Raw genomic sequence first — 3,264 nt, forward strand, 5'->3', positions numbered from 1 at the left:
GAGTTGAAGAGCCAGGTGGACCAGCACCAAAGCCGGATCCAATTCAACGGCGAACGAATGGCTGAAGTTCAGAAACAGCAGGGGAATGCTCTGAACGAGATTTCGCAAGCGGAGGAGCGGCGCCGGGCGGCGGGGCAGGAACTCACGGCAGTGACTGAACGGCTGATGGGCTCGTCTCGCGCACTGGACCAGCATCGTCAGGCATTAGAGGCAAAACAGAGCGCGTTGCGGTCGGTCGAACAAGATCTGGCCCGGCAACAGGACATGTTGCGGGCGGCGCAGGCGGAGGCCTTCGCCGCCGCTCAGGACCTTACCCGAGTCCGCAACGACATCAACGCCCTCGATTTGCAAAAGCAAGGAAACGTTGTCCGGTTGGAAAAGCTTTCCTCCGAGAAAATCCAGCTTGAAGAGGAGCGGGCGGGATTGGAACAGCGGTTGGGCGAATTTGCCGCGGACACCGAAGCGGAAAAAGTGAATGTCGAAACCCGGCGAGGATCCGTGGAAGAACGCCAAAATCGGTTGCAGGATATCCAGAGCCAGATTGAACAGATGGGAAGGCTGTTGGATGAGATGCTGCAAGAGCATGCGGAAAAGCGGTCGCGGTTGAACATCCTCGAACAGTTACAGGCGGAACACGAGGGGTTCAGTGCCGGAACACTCGCGGCATTAAGCCAGACCGACCAGGTATTAGGCTCGCTGGCGGATAAAATACGAGTCCCGGACCGCTACGTGGCGGCTATTGAGACCGCACTCGGCCACCATCTGCAACTCGTGTTGATCGAACAGCCGGAGGCAGCTCAGAGAATTCTTACAGATCTGGCCGTGAACAAGAAGGGCCGGGCGAGCATCGCCGCCCTCACGCTCAAACGGTCCTTTGACACTTCGCTGCTGGCTGCGAACCAGCTTGCGGCCCTTCAACAGGCTGGCGGTGATTCGCGCCAGCCCGTGCAAAGCGCTGTTCCCGCGCTGGCGATTGTCGAGGCGGACATTGCGGTCCAGCCGTTGTTGAAGAGTTTGCTCGGCCGGACCTTTATCGTCGCTGATCTCACGGCCGCCACCGCGGCGTGGCGCGAAACAGGAGGCACGGCCGATGTGGTGACCTTGACGGGCGAGTTGCTGAGCCGGCACGGAGTTTACACGGGCGGATATCTGAACGGGAACGGTTCCGGCAAGGCGCCGTCATCCATCCTCGGGCGGAAGAATCAAATTGCGGAGTTGCAGACCTATCTCACCCGGTTGCAGGGCCAGCTGAACGATACGAGCCGGAGCAAAGGTGCGCTCCTGAGTGAACAAACCGCGTTGCAAGCGGGACTGGAACAGGCCCGGTCTGAACTGCGGGCGCAGGAGGTCGCCGTGGCGACGCGCGAGGGCGAGTTCAACGCGTTGCAGACTTCCAGCCGCGTCCTGCATCAGAAAGTCGACACCGTCGTTTACGAAATTCAAAGCCTGGCAGAACAGGACGAGGACGGACGGCAAAAGCGCGTAGCATTGGCGGCGCGGGCCGGCGCGCTGGAGATTCGCGAACGCGAACTGCAGCAAAGGTTGAACGATTTGAACGAAGGATTGGAATCACTACGCCAGCAACGGGACGCGGCCAACGCTGCCTTGACGGAAACCAGGGTCGCTCTGGCGACCGAGGAACAGCTGGCGGACTCGTTCCGCAAACAGAAGCAACCGCTGGAACAACGCATTCTGGAACTATCCCAGCTGGTCGAACAGCGCCGCTGCGAAATCGCCGATTTTGTTTCGCGTCAAGCGCAGGCCGAGGCGGAAATCGAGGAATCGCGCCGGGCGACCATCCGGCTCCAGGACGAACGCGAGCGGGTGAACGCGCAAACGACGGAACAGACCGCGCGGAGGGACGCGCTGGGAAGCGACATTGCAGGTCACGAAGAGCGTTTGCGCGAGCAGCGCCAGCACCTGAATGATTTGCAGAACCGGCGGGCCGCGTTTGACGTGGAGCTGGCCCAGAAGACCATGTCTGTCCAGAACCTGCACGAGCGGATTCACCAGAAATATCAAATCCGTCTTGAGGACGTTCGCAGCGAGTGCATCACGATTACAATTGCGGACGAAGGCCCGGCCAGGGTGAAGACGTTGACGCCCGAGGAAATGGCCGTCAGCGGTGCTTCAACCGACTGGAACGCGGTGGCGGAGCAGGTGACCGTATTGCAAAAGCGGATGGACGAAATGGGGCCAGTGAATCTGGTGGCGATTGATGAATATGAGGAGACTGAGCAGCGCCTTCAATTCCTGACAAAACAGAACGATGATCTCGTGCAGGCCAGGCATCAACTCATGGAAGTCATCAACCGCATCAACACGCAGACGAAGGAAATGTTTACGGACACTTTTAATAAAATCCGGGAAAATTTCCGCGCCATGTTCGTCGAGGTGTTCGGCGGTGGGAAGGCCGACCTTGTGCTTGTTGACGCGGGCGACGTGCTGGAATGCGGGATCGACATCGTGGCCCGCCCGCCTGGAAAGCAATTGCAAACCATATCCTTGCTGTCGGGTGGAGAGCAGACCATGACGGCCGTGTCGTTGCTGTTCGCGATTTATCAGGTCAGGCCAAGTCCATTTTGCGTGCTCGACGAGCTGGATGCACCATTGGACGAGTCGAACATCAATCGTTTCATCCGGATTCTGCAGAGGTTTCTGGCTCATTCCCAGTTTATCATCATCACGCACAACAAGCGTACCATTGGCATGGGCGATGTGCTTTATGGTGTGACGATGGAGGAACAGGGCGTTAGCAAGATTGTGAGTGTCAGATTCCACAAAACTGAGGACGCGATCGCGCCTCGCGAGCGGGTGCCGCTTGTCGCGCCACCGCCCGCACCGGTGGATGAAGAGGAAGATCAGCCACACGCCCGCGAGGAAACGTTGGAAGTCGTGATGGCGAAATAGGCGGTCGATATAAGAACAACGCCCGACCGCTTGAAGTGACGACGCTAGCGAACTGCCTCGTTGAGACGGCAAAGGAATTTGGAGCCGTTGTTGGGCGGCTGCGATTCGGGGCCCCCGTCAAATTCGTCTATAATCCACTTGATTACGCATGGTCCCCGCATGAAGTGTATCTCAGGAAGTTTGGTGGCAAACGAAAGCGCGTGGTCTTTCTGGGAATGAACCCGGGTCCGTTCGGCATGGCACAAACAGGAGTGCCCTTTGGGGAAGTCAACGCAGTTCGATGCTGGCTGAGAATCACAGCTGTCGTCGGTCGGCCGCTCCACGAACATCCAAAACGGCCGGTCGAAGGTTTCA

1 protein-coding gene is annotated in these 3,264 nt (G+C 58.6%); it reads left to right on the forward strand.

Translation table 11 applies throughout. From position 1 onward, the window contains the following. A partial coding sequence (smc, locus tag VN887_00530) for a chromosome segregation protein SMC (protein ID HXT38484.1) occupies positions 1 to 2,910 on the forward strand: 2,910 nt, incomplete at its 5' end. Positions 2,911 to 3,264: the final 354 nt, after the last annotated feature.

The sequence above is a fragment of the Candidatus Angelobacter sp. genome, assembly GCA_035607015.1.
Lineage (GTDB): Bacteria > Verrucomicrobiota > Verrucomicrobiia > Limisphaerales > AV2 > AV2.